This window comes from Caballeronia choica, assembly GCF_001544535.1.
GTDB lineage: Bacteria > Pseudomonadota > Gammaproteobacteria > Burkholderiales > Burkholderiaceae > Caballeronia > Caballeronia choica.
This window is the reverse complement of sequence record NZ_FCON02000057.1, coordinates 28,876-48,810: the sequence shown is the minus strand read 5'-3', so window position 1 is coordinate 48,810 and position 19,935 is coordinate 28,876. Positions and strand designations below refer to the sequence as shown.

Here is a 19,935-nt window from a genome sequence, read left to right as displayed (position 1 = left end):
GTGGCCAAGGCGGCGGTTCCTCCGGTGGTGGATCGAACGGCGGCGGCAGCAACGGTGGCCACGGTGGTGGATCGAACGGCGGCGGCAGCAACGGCGGCCACGGCGGCGGATCGAACGGCGGCGCCAACGGTGGCCAAGGCGGCGGTTCATCCGGTGGCGGAGCGAGCGGCGGCGGCAGCAACGGTGGCCACGGCGGCGGATCGAACGGCGGGGGCGCCAACGGCGGCCAAGGTGGCGGCTCGTCCGGTGGTGGATCGAACGGCGGTGGCAGCAACGGCGGCCACGGCGGCCACGGCGGCCACGGCGGTGGATCGGGCGGTGGATCGGGCGGCGGCAACGGCGGTGGCAACGGCGGTGGTCACTGACGTAGATAGCGCTCTAACGAGCGAGAAGGACACGGCGGCACCTACCGCCGTGTCCTTCCGAACCACCTTGCATTGCAACCCTGCGGACTTTCGCCGACCACGCGCTGGAATGAGCGGCCAGGCGAAAGTCCGCTATACCTCTACCTTGAAAGCTGCCGTCGATGTCATGCCCGGGCGCAGCTCGAAGGCCTCTGATCGACGTCATTGGAACGCTCGGCAACAGACCTCAAGCACCGAATCACATCAAGATTCACGAGCAACCAGGCAAGCGGTTTCCCTCCTCATTTGCCAAGACACCGTTCTGTCTGACACCCCATCCGCACGACGCTCTCTGAGTGACCCCCGCCCCATTGTGCGCTCCACGCGCATTCTGATTTTCCCGTCGGCCGCATTATGTTTGCCGGCTCGCATAGTAATTTACCCACGAGTTGCACCGCACCAAAAAGCCTCGCATCGTCGGCTTGTTCGAGCGGGCCTGAAACGTGCGGCACGCCGCTCCGTATCGAAACAAGACGACCGGACGACCCAAGCTCGCGCTCATCGGGTTTAGCCCCATCGTAAGGTAACGATGCAAGCGAGATGATCGAACGGCGGCGCGTGTTCCGCTCGTTTTCATATCGTTCATTCCACCAACCCGTTTGCCCGGAAGCAATGCAGAATAGGCACGGCATCGAAGCGGACGAGGATCGCCCGCGACGGGTGTCCGATCCAGTGCAGTCAGTGTGTCAAGAAGCGGCCCTAGAAGCTGTTCCAACGATTCAAATCAGGAGACAACATGGAAACGAACCCGCGGTCACACGGCTCGCCCGACTCGCAAGACGACCACCATCGCAATCAGACCAAGAAGGCGACCGCGAGCGGCTGGATCGGCTCGGCGCTGGAGTACTACGACTTCTTCATCTACGCGCAGGCCGCTGCGCTGATCTTCCCGCAACTCTTCTTCCCGTCGGGCAATCCGAAGGTGGCGATCGTCGCGTCGCTGGCGACGTATGGCGTTGGTTACGTGGCGCGTCCGATTGGCGCGTTCGTCCTCGGGCACTGGGGCGACACCCACGGTCGTAAAACCGTGCTGCTGATCTGCATGTTCCTGATGGGCGGCTCGACGATGGCCGTCGGCTTGCTGCCAACGTATCACTCGGTCGGCATGCTCGCCCCGACGCTGCTCGTCTTGCTGCGCCTGGTCCAGGGCTTCGCGGTGGCGGGTGAAATCTCCGGCGCGAGTTCGATGATTCTGGAGCACGCGCCGTTCGGACGTCGCGGCTATTACGCGAGCTTCACGCTGCAAGGCGTGCAGGCCGGCCAGATCCTCGCCGCGGCGATCTTCCTGCCGCTTGCGTACTTCATGCCGGAAGACGCGTTCAACTCCTGGGGCTGGCGCATTCCGTTCCTGCTCTCGGCAGGCGTGCTGTTCGCGGGCTACATCATCCGTCGCGAAGTCGACGAAACCCCGGCCTTCGCACACGAAGCCGACGAAGCCGCCGTGCCGAAGTCGCCGATCAAGGAAGCGTTCAAGCACAGCTTGCCGGACATGATCCGCGTGATCTGCATGGCGCTGATGAACGTGATCCCGGTCGTCGCGACGATTTTCGGTGCGGCCTACGCGGTGCAGGCTTCGTACGGCATCGGCTTTCACAAGAGCGTGTACTTGTGGATTCCGGTCGTCGGGAACATCGTCGCGGTGGTGGTGATTCCGTATGTCGGCGATCTGTCGGACCGCATCGGCCGCAGGATACCGGTGATCGTCGGCGCGATCGGTTCGGGGCTGCTGTCGTACGGTTACCTCTACGCGATCAGCATCCATAGCGTGTCGCTGGCGTTCGTCATGTCGCTCCTGATGTGGGGCATCGTCTATCAGGGCTACAACGGGATTTTTTCGAGCTTCTACCCGGAACTGTTCCCGACGCGCTCACGCGTCTCGGCGATGGCGATTGCGCAGAACATCGGCACGCTCATCACCGCGCTGCTGCCGGCGCTCTTCGCGACCGTGGCACCGCCGGGATCGACCAACATCCCGCTCACCATCGGCTCGATCACGCTGGGCGTGACGATAATCGCGGCAATCGCGGCATGGAGTGCTCGCGAGACCTACCGCATCCCGATGAGCCAGCTCGGCGAACCCGACGCGGTTCCGATGGACAAGGCCGAGTACGACCGGCTGCGCGCGCAGACGGTCGCCGATGAAAAGCTGGTGAAGGCGTCAGCCTGACGATCTGAGCATTCGCGTCCGCGCCTCGCATGTTGCGAGGCGCAGACAACCAGCGAACGGCAATCCGTTCCCGCAACTCGAATGCAATCCCGACGCCGCATTCGACCGCACGCCATTCAGCGCATTAAAATGCGCGCGATCGTCGCCAGGGCTTCCGCCTCAGGCCAATCACCCCATCCCATCCTGTTCAACCGAAGGAACACTCATGAAAAAGATCGTGATGCTGCACGGCATCAACCACAACATGTTCGGCAAGCGTGATCCGAAGCAGTACGGCACGACCACGCTCGACGAAATCGACGGCAAGCTGCAGGCGCTCGGCAAGGAACTTGGCGTGGAGGTGGAGAGCTATCAGACGAACTGCGAAGGCGACATGTGCGATCGCATCCACAAGGCGTACGCGGACAACGCCGACGCCGTGCTGATCAACGCCGGCGCGTGGACGCACTACAGCTACGGCATCCGCGATGCGCTCGCGATCCTGACCGTGCCGGTGGTGGAAATCCACATGTCGAACATCCACGCGCGCGAGGAATTTCGCCACAAGTCGGTGTTCGCGGAGATCGTGAAGGGGCAGATTTGCGGATTCGGCGTCGAGAGCTATTTGCTCGGGCTGCGAGCCGCTCTTTCGGCGATGTGAGGGAGATGGGGCGCGCCGCTTTGTCTTCGACGGGCGGTGTCTGGCGACGCCGCCCTCGCGCCAGATCGATGTCAGTCGGGGCTGGACGAGCGGGCGCGGCCGAGGGCGAACGCGTCGCGGTCGCCGTTTGCTGCCGGCGCTTTCGCGTGGCGGTCGGGCGCCGTTTCACGCACTGTTGCGCCACGGATGAACAATACGACGCAAAACGCGAACATCATCCAGACTGCCAGAAAGATCATCCAATGGTTCATGGCTTTTCCCCGAAACGAAACGTGACTTGATATGAGCGGCCGAGCGCGCTCGATTCGCTGAATTCAGTGCTGGACGGTCGAAGCGGGCATCGTCAGCAACCGGCAGATGAGCGCGTGCGCGAGTGCGCGCTGCTGCTCGATCGATTGCTCGTCCGCGCGGGCGTCGTGCTCGTCGCCCGAGATCGAGCGCAGCTTGCCGGCGAGACGCATGATGCTGGCCGTCGCCTTGTCGAGCGCGCGCAGCAAGTCGGCTTCGGTCATCGGGAGTTCGGGGAAGGACGCCTGCGGGCCGGCGACGGATGCCTGAGTCGTGAGCGCACCGTGCGGCGTGACGCCGTGCACAGCGGCGTGGGCGTGGGTATCGATTTCGGCGAATCCTTCGAAGCTTTGCGACATGTCGGCGTCCCTCTTGAGTGGATGATTCAAGTCTGAGGGATTGGCCCAAAATCCAATCGGCCGAACAACGCGGGTTTTGCGGCTCAATTCTCCGCTATTCCTCTTATGGTCATGCCAGACGCCCGGCAGACGCTCACGCGTCGAGTGGCATCGCGCTCGTGCCCTTTATTTCGTCGAGACAGACGATCGACTGCACGCGGCTCACGCCGGGAATGCGCATCAGCGTGTCGAGCAGGAATTCCGACAGTCCTTTCAGATCCCGCGCGACGACTTTCAGCACGTAATCGATATCGCCGGTCACGGAGAAGCACTCCTGGATCTGCGCGAGCTTCGCGACGAGTTCCTTGAACTTCAGCAAGTCGCGGATATGGCCGCGCTCCATCGTCACCTGGATGAACGCGACGACGCCAAAGCCCAGGCTTTCGGCATCAAGCCGGGTTTCGTAGCGCTTGATGACGCCCATTTCCTCCAGCCGCCGATGACGCCTGAGCGTCTGCGCTGGAGAGAGCTTGATCGACTGCGCGAGTTCGAGGTTGGACATCCTGCCGTGCTCCTGCAGGACGGCGAGAAGGCGAAGGTCGATGCGGTCGAGCGACACGTTATGCACTTTTGTTTCCTTCTGCGGTCGATTGGAGAAATTTAAGTGCACGAATCAGGGTTTGCCAGCGTGCTTTATGAAATCCTATTTTGCTATCTCAAATATACACTGGAGCGGCGAAAGGCGATGTGGGCTGCGCTAAAATCGCGTGCTCCAGGTACCGGCGACCCACGTTGGCGCAGAAATTTAATTTCGCGTCGAGCGGCAGCGATGCGTCGACCAGCACGCCCGCTACGCCACACCGCGGCGCCACGAACGCCAGCGGTTCGCAACTCGCGTCGCATGACGACGCGCGAGCCCGACCAAATCGAAAACACGGAGACAGGCACAGATGGTTTCAGGCAAGCAGGGCAACCCCGGCGACGAACTCAAGCGCGGACTGAAAAACCGCCATATCCAGTTGATCGCGCTTGGCGGCGCGATCGGCACCGGACTTTTCCTCGGCATCGCGCAGACGATCAAGATGGCCGGCCCATCGGTGCTGCTCGGCTACGCGATCGCCGGCGCCATCGCATTCCTGATCATGCGGCAACTGGGCGAGATGGTCGTCGACGAACCCGTCGCCGGCTCGTTCAGCCACTTCGCCAACAAGTATTTCGGCCACTTCGCCGGCTTCATGTCGGGATGGAACTACTGGGTGCTGTATATCCTCGTGAGCATGGCGGAGTTGTCGGCGGTCGGCATCTACGTGCAGTACTGGTGGCCCGGCGTCCCCACCTGGATCTCGGCACTCGTGTTCTTCGCGGTCATCAACGCGATCAACCTGACGAGCGTGAAGTCATACGGCGAGATGGAATTCTGGTTCGCGATCGTCAAGGTGCTCGCGATCGTCGGCATGATCGGGTTCGGCGGCTATCTGCTGTTCTCGGGCACGGCCGGTCCCGAGGCGAGCGTCACCAACCTGTGGCAGCGCGGCGGCTTCTTTCCGAACGGACTCGGCGGGCTCGTCATGGCGATGGCCGTGATCATGTTCTCGTTCGGCGGGCTGGAACTCGTCGGCATCACGGCGGCGGAAGCCGACGATCCGTCAAAGAGCATTCCGCGCGCGACCAACCAGGTGATCTACCGGATCCTGATTTTCTACGTGGGCGCGCTCGGTGTGCTGCTGTCGCTCTATCCGTGGGAAAAGGTCGTGGCCGGCGGCAGCCCGTTCGTGCTGATCTTCCACGCGATGAACAGCAACCTCGTCGCGCACGTGCTCAACCTCGTCGTGCTGACGGCGGCGCTCTCCGTGTACAACAGCGGCGTCTACTGCAACAGCCGGATGCTCTTCGGCCTCGCGAAACAGGGCAATGCGCCGCGCGCACTGCTGAAGGTGAACCGGCGCGGCATTCCGCTCGCGGCGCTCGGCGTATCGGCGTTCGCGACGGGCGCGTGCGTCGTGATCAACTATTTCATGCCCGGCAAGGCGTTCGAACTGCTGATGGGGCTGGTCGTGTCGGCGCTGATCATCAACTGGGCGATGATCAGCATCATCCATCTGAAGTTTCGCAGCGACAAGCGCAAGGCCGGCCAGTCGACGGTGTTCCGCAGCCTCGGCTACCCGTTCACGAACTACCTGTGCCTCGCGTTTCTCGCCGGCATTCTGGTCGTCATGTACGCGACGCCGGACCTGCGGCTCTCCGTGTACCTGATTCCGGTGTGGCTGCTGGTGCTCGGCGTGAGCTACCGGTTCCGTCCGCGTGACGAGGCGATGAGCGGCGTCGCGGCAGGAAAGCCGTTCGTGGCCGATAATCATTGACCTGCGGTTGATCCACGCTTGATCGATACTTCGCGCCGCGCGCGGCGCTTTTTTCGGGCGGCTGTCCCGCATGACGGCCGCTTTCCGCCTCTCCGATTCGGTTGATAAACACCATGTTCGAACATATCGATGCCTATCCCGGTGACCCGATCCTCAGCCTGAACGAGGATTTCCAGAAGGACCCGCGAAGCAATAAGGTCAATCTGAGCATCGGCATTTATTTCGACGACGACGGCCGCCTGCCCGTCATGCGTGCCGTGCATGAAGCGGAGGCCGCGATCCTGAACGAGCCGGGCCCTAAGCCCTACTTGCCGATGGCCGGTTTCGCCCACTATCGCGACGCCGTGCAGGCACTCGTGTTCGGCGAGGCGACGCCGGCGCGCGCCGAAGGGCGCATCGCGACCGTGCAGACGATCGGCGGCTCGGGCGCGCTGAAAGTCGGCGCCGACTTCATCAAGCGCTATTTCCCGCAGTCGCAGGTCTGGGTCAGCGATCCGACCTGGGAAAACCATCGCTTTATCTTCGAGCGCGCGGGTTTCGAGGTGAACACCTATCCGTACTACGACGAAGCCACGGGCGGCCTCAAGTTCGACGCGATGCTCGCCGCGATCGACGCGTTGCCCGCGCGCAGCATCGTCCTGCTGCACGCGTGCTGCCATAACCCCACGGGCGTCGACCTCGACCGCGCGCAGTGGGAGCGGCTGATCGACGTGCTTCAGGCGCGCGACTTGCTGCCATTCGTGGACATGGCGTACCAGGGTTTCGGCGCGGGCCTCGACGACGATGCGTTCGCCGTGCGCGAACTGGCTCGCCGCGGCGTGCCGGCATTGGTCGCCAATTCGTTTTCGAAGAACTTTTCGCTGTATGGCGAGCGTTGCGGCGGTTTGCATGTGATCTGCGAGAGCGCGGCGGCGGCGTCACGCGTCGTCGGCCAGTTGACCGGTTCGGTGCGCTCGAACTACAGCAATCCGCCGACGCATGGTGCGAAGATCGTCACGCGGGTCTTGAATACGCCCGCGCTCCGGGAGTCCTGGCAGCGCGAACTGGCGGCGATGTGCGAGCGCATCGCGAGAATGCGCGTCGCGATTCACGACGGCCTGAAAGACCACGTTCGCGGCGAGGCCCTGTCGCGGTATGTGAAGCAGCGCGGCATGTTCACATACACGGGGCTGTCGGCGGAACAGGTCGACCGGTTGCGCGAGGAGTTCGGCGTGTACATCCTGCGCTCTGGCCGGATGTGCGTGGCCGGACTCAACGAGACGAACGTCGGGCCGGTCGCCGGGGCAATCGCTAAGGTGCTCGCTGGGCAGGAAAACGGTCGTTAAGGGCGTCGTGCGTTGTGCGGCGCCCGCAGGGGAGGCGTCGATGGGCAAGATGATAGTGGTGGGTTTCGTAATGGGCGCGTGCTGCGTCGCCAGCGTGGCCAACGCGGAGTTGAACGACCGCACGAAGAAGCTGCTTCAGGCGCAGGCGTTGAGCCGCCCGCAACAGCAAACCACGTTCGGCGGCGCCAGCGGATCGAGCGCCGCTAACGCGCCGCGCCAGGGGCAGGGCACGACGTCGGGCGGCGCCGGGTCGGCGGCGCCGGCGCGTGGTGCTGGCGGCAATGTGCCGGCGGCCAAGCCCTAGGTGTCGTTGCCAAATGTCGTTGTATCGGGTGTAAATGGCCCCCCGAGCGCCAGCAACTGAAGACCGCGCCTCAGAGCGCCGGACACGACAATACCTGCTGCGAAGGCAGCATCCCCGGCCCGTCCGCGACAGGCGACCCACGCGGCGGCGTTGCGACGAGCCGCACGCTGTTCGTCCCCGCCGTCGCCAGCACATATCGCTCGGGGCTCCCCGCCGGCTGCCAGTAGATCCGATAAACCGCGTCGTCGCGAAACACGTGCAGCGTGCCGTGCACCCGCTTGCCCGCGCTGACCAGATCGACGGCTTCCCCTTCACGCAATGCAAACCCGCCGGACGCCGCGTCCGCCGTGTCCGCCGCGCCAGCGCCAACGAGCGTGCCGCACGCGGGTTCGTCGGCACCGGCTCGCGCGGCGAACAACGCGATGAAAGCAAAAAGAACCCCGGATGCCATCGACAGTCTGCGTTTCATGTCCGCTCGCTCGTGATTGACCAACGCACATGGTATACGCGCCGCGTCCCGACCCACGCACGCCACCACGCTTCGCCCGGCAGCGTCTCGATCCATGTGCTAATTTGAAATGGTCGAGCATTGGAATTGAGGAGGCGCAAATGTCAGTCATCGCACCGGACGAAAAAGCGGACTTCGTCACTATCCTGCATCGTCACCGCCTGTCCGAGGACGACTTCATGCTCCAGGAAACCGACACGACCGATCTCGTCGACGATGTCTATCCGCTGCGAGGTCATCTCACGATCGTTCGCAAGTCGACGCTCAAGGAGAAGGCCTATCCGATCGGACACGACACGCATTGGACGACCGATTTCGAGAAGGATCTGAACAAAGGCGCGTTTGGTTGAGTGCGGTACGCGGATGATTCCGAGGTTCGGCTCCCTGCAAGCGTCCGAGCGAGGCGCCGCAAATTGACGCTCCCCGACAGCGGGTGCATCCTTTAGTGACTCGTTTCCAAGTTTTCAAGAGAGTGGAGCTGCCGATGGCCTCATACGAATTCGCGTCCTTCAGGGCACAACTCGCGATGCTGCTCCGCGACCTGCCGGCCGGCACGACCGCCGACCTGACCGACGTCGCGGTCGCCTACTGGAACGGAACGCGCCTGGTCGGCGCATATTTGCGCGACGGCGGGCGGATCGACGAGGAATTCGATCTCGATGAAAACGCCTGGGGCAACTGGCAGGATGAATTCATCTGCTGGCTCGGCGCGCCAAGCTTCAGTGAACGCAGCGACCTGAAGGCCTCGCTTCAGGGCAAGGCACCGCGTGTCGCGCGTGCGCTGTAAACGTTCCAGCGCGCGCACGAAGGCAACGGATACCAACGAAGCCCGATCGGTTGCGCGGCAGCGCAGCACTGCCGGCGATGGCACCGGGCGAGCATCCCTGCGGCATTCGCACGCGACGTGACGAAGGCCGCTTCTCCGGCGCGAACCCATCCCTCGTAACGGCTCGAATCTTGCGCGACCCTATCCGTAGCCTGCGGGCATCACAGGGCGCGGAACGCCCGTTGCTATCAACTTTGTAAGCGGCGCGTGAAATTGCCCACGCGGCCGCCGCAGGCGCAGCGGGCTGGCGCGCCTTCCGCCGGGAAACCCAGGAACGACGCACGCCACGAGTTTTCAGCTTCCCGCACGAATCGACCGCAAGAATTGACGCGAGTGCAGCCAAAGCACGCGAACCCGGATCACCGGATCCAATCATGAACACCGAGAAGCTGGAGACTGCCGGAACGGATCAAGCGGGAAGCCCGCCGGGGAAGCCGGGCTCTGGCCTCAACTTTCCGGTCATCGGCATTGGCGCGTCGGCCGGCGGCATCCCGGCGCTGCTGCGCTTTTTCGAGCATATGCCGGGCGACAGCGGCATGGCATTCGTGATTGTCCTGCACCTTTCTCCGAAGTACGAGAGCCGCGCCGACCAGATCCTGCAGCGCATAACGAACATGCCCGTGCTTCAGGTGGTCAAGCCCACGCCGATCGAGGCAAACACCGTCTATCTGATCTCGCCGTCGAACGAGCTTTCGATGATCGACGGTTTTCTCAACGTTACGAAGGCGAACCGGCCGCGCGGCCGGCCGGTCGCGATCGACCTGTTCTTTCGCAGCCTCGCCGACCACCACCGGGAACGCGCGATCAGCATCGTCATGTCGGGCTCGGGCAGCGACGGCGCGCTCGGCATCGGCAGGATCAAGGAGCAGGCGGGCGTCACGATCGTCCAGTCCCCCGACGACGCCGAATACGACGAAATGCCGAAGAGCGCGATCGCGACGGGACAGGCCGACCTCGTGCTCCCGGTCGCGGCCATGCCGCAAAAGCTGATCGAGTTGTGGAACAACGCGCGCTTCATCCGTCTGCCCGACCTCGCCGACGCGAGCCCTGTGCTCCCCACCGCGAGCGGCGCCGCCCAAGACCCCGAGCAATTGCTGCGCGCCATCCTCGCCACGCTGCGCGCCCGCACCGGCCACGACTTCCATCACTACAAGCGCGCGACGGTGCTGCGGCGCATCGAGCGGCGCATGCAGGTCAACTCACTCGCGGACCTGAGCGGATACCGGCACTTCATCGACGAACACGCCGAGGAAACGACGCATCTGCTGTGCGACATGCTGATCGGCGTGACGAATTTCTTTCGCGACCGAGACGCGTTCGAAGCGGTCCGGCGCGACGTCGTGCCGTCGATCCTCGCAGGCAAGCAGCATGACGAGCAGGTTCGCGTATGGGTGCCCGGCTGCTCGACGGGCGAAGAGGCGTATTCGCACGCGATGCTCTTCGCCGAAGCGCTCGGCGGCCCCGACGCGTTGCCGGTGCTGCAAATCTTCGCCACCGACATCGACGAGCGCGCGATCAACCTCGCGCGCGCGGCCGCCTATCCCGAGTCGATCGTGGCCGACGTGCCGCTCGCGCGTTTGCGCCGCTTCTTCACGAAGACGGAAGGCCGCTACGTGCTCGACAAGCCATTGCGCGAAAAGGTGCTGTTCGCGACGCACAACATCCTGCGCGATCCGCCGTTTTCGCGGCTCGACATGGTGTCGTGCCGCAACCTGCTCATCTACATGGACCGCGCGATCCAGCGGCAGGTGCTGCAGACGTTTCACTTCGCGCTCCAGCCCGACGGCTATCTCTTCCTCGGCGGTTCGGAATCGGCGGAGGTCGCCGAAGAACTCTTCACGCCGGTCGACAAGAAAAACCGCATCTATCGGGCGCGGAGCGCATTGACGCATGGGCGCACCGCACCCATGCCGCCTGTAACGGTGCAGCGCGCCGTGAGCGCGCAACCGGCAGCGGCGGCCGAACGCGGGCGCCATCCGGGCAGCCTGTCGCTTGCCGCGCTGCATCAGCGCGCGCTCGAACATCATTCACCGCCGAGCGTCATCATCGACGGCGCAGGCGAGATCCTGCACACGACCGACGACGTGGGGCGCTTCCTGCGCTATGTGGGCGGCGAGCCGTCGCACAACCTGCTCAAGCTCGTGCATCCGGACCTGCGGCTCGAACTGCGCGCGGCGCTCGCCAAGGCGGCGCTCACGAGCGGCAATGCCGACGCCCGACGCGTGCATTTCAAGCGCGGCGACACCGCGTATCTCGTCGACATTTCCGTGTGCCCGTTTCGCGACAAGTCATCGGGCACCGATGTCGTGCTCGTCTTGTTCGACGAAACGGAGGACGACACGCCGCCGGGCGCGGTGCGAGGCGAAAGCGCATCCGGCGCCGAGCGCGATGCGATGCTCGTCCAGCTCGAAGAGGAACTGCATCGCACGAAGGACCAGTTGCGCACGACGGTCGAGCAGTCGAACGTATCGAACGAGGAACTGAAGGCGTCGAACGAGGAATTGCAGTCGATCAACGAGGAACTGCGTTCCGCGACCGAGGAACTCGAGACCGGCAAGGAAGAGCTTCAGTCGGTCAACGAGGAACTGATCGCGGTCAACAGCGAGCTTCAGGACAAGGTCGAGGAAACCGACAAGGCCAACGACGACTTGCGCAACCTGATCGCGTCCACCGGCATCGCGACCGTGTTCGTCGATCGCGCGATGCGCATCAAGCGATACACGAACGCGGCGGTGGGCCTCTTCAACATCATCGCCTCGGATGTCGGCCGGCCGCTCCTCGACCTCACGCATCGCCTGAATTATCCGGAGCTGGAACAGGACGTCACCGCCGCGTTCGAAGACCTGAAGCCGACGCTGCGCGAAGTGAGCAGCGTCGACGGCGACTGGTTCGTGTCGCGCGTCCAGCCCTACCGCACCGGCGACGACCGCATCGAGGGCGCCGTGCTGACGCTCGTCGACATCAGCGCGCGGCGCGCAGCCGAACAGGCCGCGCACGAGAGCGAGGAGCGGCTCAAGCTCGCGGCGCAAAGCACGAACGACTACGCGATCGTCGTGCAGAACCTCGACGGTGTGGTCGTCAGCTGGAACAAAGGCGCCGAGCGCGTGTTCGGTTATCGCGAGGGCGAAGTGATCGGCAAGCCCGCCGATGTGATCTTCACGGCGGAAGACCGGGCCGAAGGCGTGCCCGCTGCCGAACGGCGCCGCGCGAGCGACGCGGGCCGCTCCGAGGACGAGCGCTGGCACGCGCGCCGCGACGGCCGCAGAATCTATTGCAGCGGCGTGACGACCTTCATCGAAAGCGACGGCTTCAAGGGCTATGCCAAGATCGCCCGCGACCTGACCGACAAGAAGAGCGCCGAGGGCATGCAGCAGGCGCAACTCACCTTCGAGCGCTCGGTGCGCGCGCAGGCGGAAGCCGCGAACCGGCTCAAGGACGAATTCTTCGCGGTGCTCTCGCACGAGCTGAAAAATCCGCTGAACCTGATCCACGTGAAGGCCGAACTGCTGATGCGCGCCTACGAGTGCCGCGGCATCCCGATCGTGCAGAGCGCCGCCGAGGCGATCCGCCGCTCGGTGATCGGACAGTCGAAGATCATCGACGACCTGCTCGACCTGTCGCGGGTGCGCACCGGCAAGCTCGCGCTCAAGCTCGCACCGGTCGATGTCGCGGACGTGCTGCATACGGTGGTCGAGGCGAGCGCGATCGACGCGCGTGCCAACGACATCACGCTCGCCGTGTCGGGCGCGGATGCTCCCGTCATCATCGAGGCCGATGCGATCCGCGTCGAGCAGATCCTCTGGAACCTCGTGCGCAACGCGATCAAGTTCAGCTACCGGGGCGGCAAGGTGAGCGTCGCGCTGACGGGCGACGGGCGCTTCGCGTGCGTCGACGTGATCGACCAGGGGCAGGGCATCGCAGCCGACTTCCTGCCGAAGATCTTCGACATGTTCAGCCAGGCCGAGGGCGCGGGCCGGCGCGACCAGGGCGGACTGGGGATCGGGCTGTCGCTCGTCAAGCAACTGACGGAGATGCACGGCGGACGGATCGAGGCGCATTCCGACGGCGTCGGGCACGGTGCGCATTTCCGGCTGTGCATGCCGGAGCGGGCGTCGATGGCACACGCGCCGGCCGCTGCTGCCGTCTCCGATCCGGCGATTTTGAGCGACTTGAGGGTGCTGCTCGTCGACGATTCGCCGGATGCGCTCGATGCGTTCCGGACGTTGCTGGAACTGGAAGGCGCGAAGGTCTGCGCGGTGACGCGGGCGCGGGCGGCGCTGGCGGCGTCACTGGAACAAGAGTTCGATTTGGTGCTCTCCGACATTGGGATGCCGGAGATGAGCGGCTATGAATTGATCGAGGCGCTGCGCCAGACGCCGCGCACGGCGCGGATTCCTGCGATCGCGTTGACGGGGTTCGGGCGGTCGCAGGACGTGGCGCAGGCGCTGAGGGCGGGGTTTAGCGCGCATCTGGCGAAACCGGTGTCGCTTGATGCGCTGATCGCGGCGGTGAGGAGGGTGATGGGGTGAGGCGGGACGCTCCACTGAGCGGATCAACCGCCTGCTGCAGGCTATTTCACATCGAAAGCGTAGTCGCCATGCGTGCGATGCCCGTCGGACGCCACGGCAACCCAATGCACGGTGTAGTGTCCGGCTGAAAGAGCGGGTAACGGAACGGTCATGACCGCAGGGTCATGTGCATCGACCGCTGCCTTCGCCGTGTTCATCTGCTTGCCGGCCGCATCGGTGACCGTGAGCGAACTGAACGCGGGTTCGAGCGGCCCGTCGAACGTGATCTTCACGGCGGCGGGCGAGGCCACCGTCGCGCCTGCACCGGGCTCCTGCTTTTGCGGAAATACGTGCGCAACAGCAGCGCCAGCGAAAACGAGGCCCGCGAGCAAAAGCGTTGCGCTCGCCTTTGCCTGCCGCCGGATCAATGATTGCCAGTTCATGGTCGACTCCTTTACTGGAACAGAGGCTTGCCGATCGTCGTCGGTGCGACATCGTCGAAGAAAATGTGGGCCTGAACCAGAATCCCCACATGCGAACCGCTGGCCCGGTTGATCGGGATTTGCGCCTCGATGCCGAACTGCCCATAGCGGTTGATCCAGATGAAGCCGGGGTTGACGGTCCCCGTGGTCTGCCCCTGGCTTCTCGACAGCGGAATTTCGACAAGCGGGATCACGTTCGCGAGCGGCTGCGGTAACCCGATGTCGTGGACGTGCTGCTGAAGATAAGGGAGGCTGTACTGCACGGTGAAGCCGTAGTTGAACGCGTTGGGCTGTCCGGCGCCGGTCGTCAACGCGGGGCCCGCCTCGCCGGTGATCGCGATCGGACGCAGGTACGCGAGCGAATCGGGCAAGTCGCCGAATCCCTTGCCGGCGAAGAGGGTCGGCGAGATCGTGGAGTGACTGTCAGCAATCGCCCGGCTTCCGGTTCCGCCGAGTTCCGCATCGATGCCGACAGACGTCATGAATTCATGCGCCTCGTTGACGTACAACAGGTACTTCACGCCGACTTCGAAGTTATCGAAGCCGTGGGCCGTCGGGTTGTTCTGCATCGCATAAGTGCCGCCGACCGAAACAGCCAGCCGCGACGTGATCAGCTTGTCGTATTCGAAGTCGAAGGTATTGATGCTCTGGTCGCCGTTGTCTCCGGGAACGCGAACATGCCCGAACTGGAGATTTGCCTCATCGCCCACGCCGGGATCGTCCACTGCCATCGTGGAGGGAAAGACACGGTCGCCGGCGATTGCATGAGCGCTGGCGAGCGATGGCGTCAAGAGAGAAACAGTGTAGAGGGCCGAAACGATCGTGCTTGAGAGCAGAGCGATTCTTCGGCGCGTTGAAATAACGTGCATGGCTTGTCCTGTGAACGGATCGTGAAGAGTCCGCGCGCGTCCTTGGGGCGGACGTGCGCCGGCCGCGCGATACAGTCATTGAATCGCGCAGGCGGTATTCGAATCAGGACAGGACGGGAGGGGCGCGGGGCTGGGCGAAGGTAAGCGGTTCAACGCGGCGAACGCTCTCGAAGCGCGTGGCGACGCGATGCTGGATGACCCCGACCGTGATCGCGAACAGCGCCGGCACGCTGGGCACCGTGGGCATATGCGCAAGCAAACCACAATAGCCGCAATCCTGGCCGTCGGACATCAACGGATGCTGCGCGGCCTTCTCGCCCTGCGGCTCGCCTTGCATCGAGGGCATGTCGCAATGCCCCGGCGACATCGCGGTACGCTCGAGACTCGCGGCAAGCGTGTGAGAAATTGTCGGGGCGAGCGTAGCCATCAGGATCGCGAGCAATCCCAGCAGACTGCCGATCTTCCGGTAGAAGCGCCCCAAGGTGGCCCGTCGATCTGGTGAGAGTAACGCTGCGGATTATGCCACGCGATGCAGCATGATTTGTCGGGCTCCTGCGTGCCGCCGCACCGCGTTTGACGCCTGGCGGCTACGCTGATTTATCGGTGCAAGCACGGCGGTGTCCTTGTTCTTCGGGCTGGGTACGTTCAAGCGCCGCGTACCTGAGCGTGATGAAAAAACGATCGTCGACATGATTTTATCGACGGTGTATAAGCCCGATTGGTCACGCAACGCCACGACGATGAGGGAAGCCGGTAAAACTCCGGCGCGGTCGCGCCACTTTATCTGGTACGCAAGTTCAAGCTTGATGAGCCAGGAGTCAGACCTCTCTTCGTTGTTCTTCGAACTCGACCGGGACGCGCGATCCCAAGGAACTGTCCAATGATTTTCCGACTTGCCCAGATTTTCAGTGATTCCAACACACAGGTGCGCGGCAAGCTGTTTGGCATCTATGGCTTGCTGATCGGCATGAACGTGCTGGCGTGGCTCTGGGCGTTGACGGCATTTCGTCAGCACCCGGTGTTACTCGGCACGGCCCTGCTGGCATACGGCTTCGGGCTTCGTCACGCCGTGGACGCCGACCACATTGCCGCGATCGACAATGCCACCCGCAAACTGATGCACGAGAAAAAGCGTCCGGTCAGCGTCGGCTTTTTCTTTTCCCTCGGTCATTCGACCGTCGTCGTGCTGGCCTCGGTCGGCGTCGCGGTCGCTACGTCGGCCATGCAAAGACGCTTTGACTACTTCAGGGAAGTCGGTGGAGTAATCGGGACGTGCGTGTCGGCGCTGTTTCTGTTGGCCATCGCGCTCATGAACCTCATTATCTTGAGGTCGATTTACAAGGCGTGGCGTAACGTGAAGGATGGCGGAGTCTATGTCGACGACGACTTCGACCTGTTGCTGGCGGATCGTGGTTTCTTCGCCCGTCTGTTCCGGCCGCTGTTCCGCCTGATCACGCGTAGCTGGCACATGTTCCCGCTAGGTTTCCTGTTTGGTCTCGGCTTCGATACGGCAACGGAAATTGCGTTGCTCGGGATCGCCGCGACCCAGGCGTCGCAGGGTTTGTCTCCCTGGTCCATCATGGTGTTTCCGGTCCTGTTCAGTGCCGGCATGTCTCTGGTCGATACGCTCGACGGTCATTTGATGCTGGGCGCCTATGGATGGGCCTACCTCAAGCCCATTCGCAAGATCTACTACAACATGACGATTACGCTCGTGTCGGTTCTTGTCGCGATTGTCATTGGCGCCATCGAGGCGCTCGGTCTTCTGTCAGACCAGTTGAAATTGCAGGGGCCCGTGTGGGATGCCATTGGTACCTTGAACGATAACTTCGGCGTGCTCGGGTACGTCATCATCGGGATCTTCGTGCTGAGCTGGGCCGCTTCGGTGATGATCTATCGCGCAAAGGGGTTCGACGCGTTGGAAGTTCGGCGCTAGAACGCTTCCTTGCTGCGCTTCGTTGGCGATCGCATCTTGAGGAAAACCCGGGGCGCTTTTAATTGGCCCAAGTCAGTCTGCAATGCGTTTGAAACTGACGTAGTAATCGTCGGTGTAGTAGCAATCGCGGGTCAGCTTGCGCGGTCCACCACATACGATGCGGCGCTGCCCGCGATCCGCCGCGCCAGGCGTGCGAACCGTGTATGCGTGGTAGTAGCCGCGCGGATGCTGCGGCAGCAAACCCGCGCTGTTGCGGAACAAGACTCCATCCTCGCCAAAAGGGAAAGGGCCGCCCGCTTTGATCAGACGCAGTGTTTCGGCTGCTTCCCCTGGCAACTGCGCCTTGGTGACGGTGGCCGGTGCGCTCTGCTCCTGCGCGCCCGATGCGGCGAGTGCGGCGCTCGCGGCCTGCCCAGGCTGCACCGGCGCCTGACTCGCGGATGCACCCGCCTCCGGAGTAGCGTTTTGCGTTCCCTCCTTGCCGCATCCGCCGAGGATCGCGTTCAAGGCCAGGATGCAAGAGAAAGCCCACGCTCGTTTCACGAAACGGTTGTCTCCGGGTTGACCAGCATTCGACGGCCATGAACGATTTGAGGGTATCGCTAATGGCAGACTGAATCAATGTGCGGCGGGAGATAGTTTTCTTTTTGCTCGTCAAGCGGGCCGATCCACGGTTCGCGGCGTTCGAAAAGCAGGCGAATCAGGCAGATTGCAGCGAGGCTCGGTTTATCGTCGAGTTGCTTCGAGAAACGTATGCGATGAAGCCTCAAGATCCATTGCCCCCTTGGCCGCGCCTGGAGGAGCAATCACCCGTTGCAGCCGGTCGGCCAACGCCGGCGACAGTCCGTCCCGTGTCTTGAAGGAGACGTTTCGCGTCCAATAGACCGCTTGGCGCTCGAATCGTTTATTGACCATATATCATTCAGAAACCTGACGATGCCGCCGATAGCGGTGATCCTACGTGGGCATGGTGAGCCGGCCACAATCGTCCGTTATATGTTGGCGACCGAACAGATTGCGGGCGCGCCAGCGATGTAATGCCTCGAATCCGCAGTCGAAGATGAGTATGCCTGCGGACGTCGCTTGCCGCTTACGTCGGCGAAAAGGAGGCGAATTGTGCAAACAGGCAGTCGCAGCGCAGACGCGCCCCTGCAATCGGTCTCGCGAGAAGATGTGGATGAACTCAGCTCGGCTATGAACGGCAACGGCGTAGGCGTCCTTCGCGACGTGATTTCCGACTCGATGCTTGAACAGGCCAGAAGCTACGTGAAGCAGCAACTCGAGAAACACAATGGCCGGTATTTCAGCCTTCGTGGACTCGAATGGATAGCGGAAAGTCCGCTCGATGCGGTGTTCCGCTCGGAAGGGTTTCATGCGGTAATGGAGGGACTCTATGAAATGGCGATGGGCGGACCACCGCCGAGCGATCGCATCACGCCTGTCATCAGGGTACTGTCGGGCACGCTGGGTCTCAGGCATTCGAATCTCTTCCACTACGACTCTTACGTCGTGACCGCGCTCATCCCTATCCTGATTCCAACGCGGCCGGACGAACCGGCTGGTCACCTCGTGATGTTTCCGAACCTGCGAAACGTGCGAAGCCGCGCGGTAGTCAACATCATCGAAAAGGCGCTGGTCGAGAGCGGCGCCGGCCGTCGCCTGTGGCGCTCGCACTGGGTGCAGCGTGTGCTGGGGGCGCGGGTCGTATCGCTCGAACCGGGCAACATCTACTTTTTCTGGGGCATGCGATCGCTGCATGCCAACCAGCCGTGTTTGCCGGAGAGCGTACGCAGCACTGCGCTGTTTCACTTCGGCGATCCTCACGAAAAATCGATCTTCAAGCAGTTCAGTCGACGCCGGGCTGAGGCGGCCGAGCGACGAATCGAGGCCCGGACCCGGTGAACCGCGCGGACGTTTATGGGTGGACGGCAAACCGCGCATCCCCAGCTTCGTTGCCTAAAGACGCCAATCCGATTTCGCGATTCCGAAATGCGAACCCGCTGCTGCGGGCCAGACACGAGGTGCAGTGATGGGCAGCGCTGCGCCACGCACCCTGGAATTCTCACTCGGGCGCCGCGTCCCGACTTGTCAGGTCAAGGTCGGAAATTCGTGGTTAAGCGGCGGCCAACTAAACCTGCACTGCCACGCTCTCTTCATGGCCGAAGGACTCACGTCGAACGCGCGCCTCACGCGACATCCGGATGCCTCACGTTCCACTGCCGTATCGCCCTATTCTCGCGCTCGAAGCCGAGAATACTGACAGTCGCCGTATCAAGCAGCAGATGCGCCCCCAGCGCCGCCGAGTCGCCGATCCAGCAACCTGCGAAGACGCGCAAAAAGTGCGCATGTGAAAACAGCGCGGTGCGCCCCGGCAACGCAGCGAGCCGCTGAACCAGGTTGCGCGCACGCGCCTCGATCTCGCCGATACTCTCGCCTTCCGGCATCGGCGAATCCCACACCGACCAGCCGGGCGCGCTTTCGCGGATTTCGTCCGTCGTGCGGCCCTCGTAGATGCCGTAGTCCCATTCGCGCAGTTCCGGCTCCTCCTCTGCATGATCGCCAAGCCCGGCGAGCCGGCACGTTTCGATCGCCCGCGACATCGGGCTCGTCAGCACGCGGTCGAAGTGCTCCTGCGCGAGGATCGGCGCCAGCATGCGGGCCTGTTCGCGGCCGCGCTCGGTCAGCGGGACATCGGTGCGGCCGGTGTGCTGGCGAGACAGGCTCCACGGCGTTTCGCCGTGGCGGATCAGCCAGAGTTCGGCGTGGCCGTTGGGTTCGTCGGAGGCGGTGGCGTTCATCGGCGGGTCTCTGAAAGGCAAGCGTAGGAAGAGTCGGGCGATTCGGCTTCGGGGCGTTGAATCCAGTCGATCGAAGCATTCGATTCTACGACTGCATCCGCAGCGGCGCCGGGAAGCGCCTGCGGTTTGACGGCGGCGCATGGACCGTCGATTCGGCATGCGGACCGATCGGCCGTCTTCTC

At 63.4% G+C, this 19,935-nt stretch carries 20 protein-coding genes and 1 riboswitch; of the genes, 11 read left to right on the top strand and 9 right to left on the bottom strand.

Features of this window, described 5'->3' with window-relative positions:
* The 3 genes from AWB68_RS48295 to aroQ all read left to right on the top strand — a co-directional run.
* A partial coding sequence (locus AWB68_RS48295; protein ID WP_200828771.1) for a hypothetical protein occupies positions 1-365 on the top strand: 365 nt, incomplete at its 5' end.
* A 775-nt stretch (positions 366-1,140) separates the two neighbouring features.
* A complete protein-coding gene (locus tag AWB68_RS23335) occupies positions 1,141-2,571 on the top strand; it encodes an MFS transporter (protein ID WP_087646715.1) in 1,431 nt (476 codons plus the stop codon).
* Between the two features lie 205 nt (positions 2,572-2,776).
* The gene (gene aroQ, locus AWB68_RS23330; protein ID WP_087646714.1) at positions 2,777-3,211 is read left to right on the top strand and encodes a type II 3-dehydroquinate dehydratase; all 435 of its coding nucleotides are present in this window, start codon (positions 2,777-2,779) and stop codon (positions 3,209-3,211) included.
* A 71-nt stretch (positions 3,212-3,282) separates the two neighbouring features.
* Here aroQ and AWB68_RS46750 read toward each other — a convergent pair whose 3' ends face one another.
* The 3 genes from AWB68_RS46750 to AWB68_RS23320 form a co-directional block, all read right to left on the bottom strand.
* Positions 3,283-3,462 carry a hypothetical protein gene (locus AWB68_RS46750; RefSeq protein WP_125483010.1) on the bottom strand — a complete coding sequence of 60 codons (180 nt, stop codon included), beginning with the start codon at positions 3,460-3,462 and terminating at the stop codon, positions 3,283-3,285.
* 63 nt (positions 3,463-3,525) lie between these two features.
* Positions 3,526-3,858: a hypothetical protein gene (locus AWB68_RS23325; protein ID WP_087646713.1), complete on the bottom strand. Its 333-nt coding sequence runs from the start codon at positions 3,856-3,858 to the stop codon at positions 3,526-3,528.
* A 133-nt stretch (positions 3,859-3,991) separates the two neighbouring features.
* Positions 3,992-4,465, bottom strand: coding sequence for an Lrp/AsnC family transcriptional regulator (locus AWB68_RS23320; RefSeq protein WP_087646712.1), 474 nt, complete (start codon positions 4,463-4,465; stop codon positions 3,992-3,994).
* 322 nt (positions 4,466-4,787) lie between these two features.
* Between AWB68_RS23320 and AWB68_RS23315 the strand changes: the two genes are divergently transcribed.
* The 3 genes from AWB68_RS23315 (at position 4,788) to AWB68_RS23305 (ending at position 7,826) form a co-directional block, all read left to right on the top strand.
* Positions 4,788-6,197 carry an amino acid permease gene (locus AWB68_RS23315; protein WP_087646711.1) on the top strand — a complete coding sequence of 470 codons (1,410 nt, stop codon included), beginning with the start codon at positions 4,788-4,790 and terminating at the stop codon, positions 6,195-6,197.
* 113 nt (positions 6,198-6,310) lie between these two features.
* Positions 6,311-7,522, top strand: coding sequence for an amino acid aminotransferase (locus tag AWB68_RS23310; RefSeq protein ID WP_087646710.1), 1,212 nt, complete (start codon positions 6,311-6,313; stop codon positions 7,520-7,522).
* Positions 7,523-7,562: 40 nt separating this feature from the next.
* On the top strand, positions 7,563-7,826 hold the full coding sequence (locus tag AWB68_RS23305) for a hypothetical protein (RefSeq protein ID WP_087646709.1): 264 nt from the start codon (positions 7,563-7,565) through the stop codon (positions 7,824-7,826).
* A 70-nt stretch (positions 7,827-7,896) separates the two neighbouring features.
* Here the strand turns inward: AWB68_RS23305 and AWB68_RS23300 are convergent, their stop codons facing one another.
* Positions 7,897-8,295 carry a hypothetical protein gene (locus tag AWB68_RS23300; RefSeq protein WP_087646708.1) on the bottom strand — a complete coding sequence of 133 codons (399 nt, stop codon included), beginning with the start codon at positions 8,293-8,295 and terminating at the stop codon, positions 7,897-7,899.
* A gap of 140 nt (positions 8,296-8,435) precedes the next feature.
* On the opposite strand from AWB68_RS23300, the gene AWB68_RS23295 reads away from it, so the two are divergent.
* The 3 genes from AWB68_RS23295 (at position 8,436) to AWB68_RS23285 (ending at position 13,689) form a co-directional block, all read left to right on the top strand.
* Positions 8,436-8,684, top strand: a complete 249-nt coding sequence (locus AWB68_RS23295) for a hypothetical protein (protein WP_087646707.1) — start codon at positions 8,436-8,438, stop codon at positions 8,682-8,684.
* Between the two features lie 134 nt (positions 8,685-8,818).
* A complete protein-coding gene (locus tag AWB68_RS23290) occupies positions 8,819-9,121 on the top strand; it encodes a hypothetical protein (protein WP_087646706.1) in 303 nt (100 codons plus the stop codon).
* Between the two features lie 413 nt (positions 9,122-9,534).
* Positions 9,535-13,689: a CheR family methyltransferase gene (locus AWB68_RS23285; protein WP_087646705.1), complete on the top strand. Its 4,155-nt coding sequence runs from the start codon at positions 9,535-9,537 to the stop codon at positions 13,687-13,689.
* A gap of 41 nt (positions 13,690-13,730) precedes the next feature.
* On the opposite strand, the gene AWB68_RS23280 is transcribed toward AWB68_RS23285, so the two are convergent.
* The 3 genes from AWB68_RS23280 to AWB68_RS23270 form a co-directional block, all read right to left on the bottom strand.
* Positions 13,731-14,111: a copper resistance CopC family protein gene (locus AWB68_RS23280; RefSeq protein WP_087646704.1), complete on the bottom strand. Its 381-nt coding sequence runs from the start codon at positions 14,109-14,111 to the stop codon at positions 13,731-13,733.
* Positions 14,112-14,122: 11 nt separating this feature from the next.
* Complete coding sequence (locus tag AWB68_RS23275; RefSeq protein ID WP_200828770.1) at positions 14,123-15,019, bottom strand: hypothetical protein; 897 nt, start codon at positions 15,017-15,019, stop codon at positions 14,123-14,125.
* Between the two features lie 103 nt (positions 15,020-15,122).
* Positions 15,123-15,500, bottom strand: coding sequence for a DUF2946 domain-containing protein (locus AWB68_RS23270; RefSeq protein ID WP_087646703.1), 378 nt, complete (start codon positions 15,498-15,500; stop codon positions 15,123-15,125).
* 221 nt (positions 15,501-15,721) lie between these two features.
* Positions 15,722-15,861, top strand: a riboswitch (cobalamin riboswitch).
* 38 nt (positions 15,862-15,899) lie between these two features.
* Here AWB68_RS23270 and AWB68_RS23265 point away from each other — a divergent pair.
* A complete protein-coding gene (locus AWB68_RS23265; protein ID WP_087646702.1) occupies positions 15,900-16,955 on the top strand; it encodes a HoxN/HupN/NixA family nickel/cobalt transporter in 1,056 nt (351 codons plus the stop codon).
* 72 nt (positions 16,956-17,027) lie between these two features.
* Here AWB68_RS23265 and AWB68_RS23260 read toward each other — a convergent pair whose 3' ends face one another.
* Positions 17,028-17,498, bottom strand: coding sequence for a ribonuclease (locus AWB68_RS23260; RefSeq protein ID WP_087646701.1), 471 nt, complete (start codon positions 17,496-17,498; stop codon positions 17,028-17,030).
* Positions 17,499-18,128: 630 nt separating this feature from the next.
* On the opposite strand from AWB68_RS23260, the gene AWB68_RS23255 reads away from it, so the two are divergent.
* Complete coding sequence (locus AWB68_RS23255; RefSeq protein WP_125483009.1) at positions 18,129-18,857, top strand: hypothetical protein; 729 nt, start codon at positions 18,129-18,131, stop codon at positions 18,855-18,857.
* 284 nt (positions 18,858-19,141) lie between these two features.
* Here AWB68_RS23255 and AWB68_RS23250 read toward each other — a convergent pair whose 3' ends face one another.
* Positions 19,142-19,753: a histidine phosphatase family protein gene (locus AWB68_RS23250; protein ID WP_087646699.1), complete on the bottom strand. Its 612-nt coding sequence runs from the start codon at positions 19,751-19,753 to the stop codon at positions 19,142-19,144.
* Positions 19,754-19,935: the final 182 nt, after the last annotated feature.